The sequence below is a fragment of the Actinomyces oris genome (assembly GCF_001937445.1).
In the GTDB taxonomy this organism is placed as follows: domain Bacteria; phylum Actinomycetota; class Actinomycetes; order Actinomycetales; family Actinomycetaceae; genus Actinomyces; species Actinomyces acetigenes.
The window spans coordinates 1-1,075 of sequence record NZ_MSKS01000040.1 but is presented as its reverse complement, the minus strand read 5'-3'; the positions used below and the strand labels follow the sequence as shown (position 1 = coordinate 1,075).

Annotated in this window: 1 protein-coding gene; it reads left to right on the top strand. The window is 62.5% G+C overall.

What is annotated here, in order from left to right; all coding sequences use genetic code 11:
- Positions 1-134: 134 nt before the first annotated feature.
- Positions 135-1,075, top strand: a 941-nt coding sequence (locus tag BKH20_RS10605) for a hypothetical protein (protein WP_075391036.1), incomplete at its 3' end; no start/stop codon positions are given.

Here is a 1,075-nt window from a genome sequence, read left to right as displayed (position 1 = left end):
CCATCCTCAACAAAGCCGCCGAACTCTAGCAGCCCCACCACCCCACCTTCACCTCTGCGCCGTCGGACCAAACACCCCCACCACCAAGGCGGATCGGGAAGAATACGTCCAGTCAACCAATTAGGGAGCAGCCGATGCCCGACGAGCAGACCACACCTGAACACAGAGGAGGCGTTGGCGCAGACGAAGCCCTGGCCGTCAACTCGGGCAGCGGAGCCTCTACCGGATGGAGAGCAGCGCTGTCTGGCAGATCGTTGGAGTGGTGGCTGGTCCGGTTCGTGCTGGTCGTCCTCGTGGTGATCATTGGTAGTTTCATCTATCTGATCGACATCACCCTGCACCCCAACAGCGGCCCGGAGGGATTCAAGGTCCGACGCGTCGCCAGCACAGCCTCCAAGCACCTCTCCAACAGCCCAGACGTCACCTCCGCCAAGACCACTGAGGCCTCAGCCGACCTCGGCGGCAACGACGTCCGACTGGACGTGCGCCTCAAGGACAACACCAGCGCTGAGGCGGCCGCCAACCTGCTGGCCTCAACCCGGCAGAAAACACTCCAGCAGGAACCCGACTACTCAGGCGAGTTCATCATCTCAGTGTCCTGGAACGCCAAGGGCAGCACCATCGACGTCGACGTGCAGTGTCAACGAGACCCCGAGGCAATCCGGACCGACGTCAAGCGCGCACTCACCCCCGTCGGAGAAGCGAAGACCTTCACCGGCAACATCGACGACTATCAGGGACCGACAATCGACTACGGAGAAGTCACCACAACCCCCACCAACCTGACCCAACCAGGCGTGAAGAACTCCTCCAAGACCTTCACCATGAACGGCTGGAAGGTCACCTCCACCAGCAACACCGACGGACAGTTCAGCAACCCACCCTTTGACCAGCTCATCACCGCCGCCAGGCAGGCCAGCCCCACCGGCACCATCGACCTCGACGGCACCACCCTGTCCGTCACCGGCCTAGCCACCGACGAGAACAAAGGCCTCACCCCCGAGGCAGCAGCACCCGTCGTCCACGCCGTCAACAACTGCCAAGCCGCAGGACTGACCACACTCCAGCTCAACAA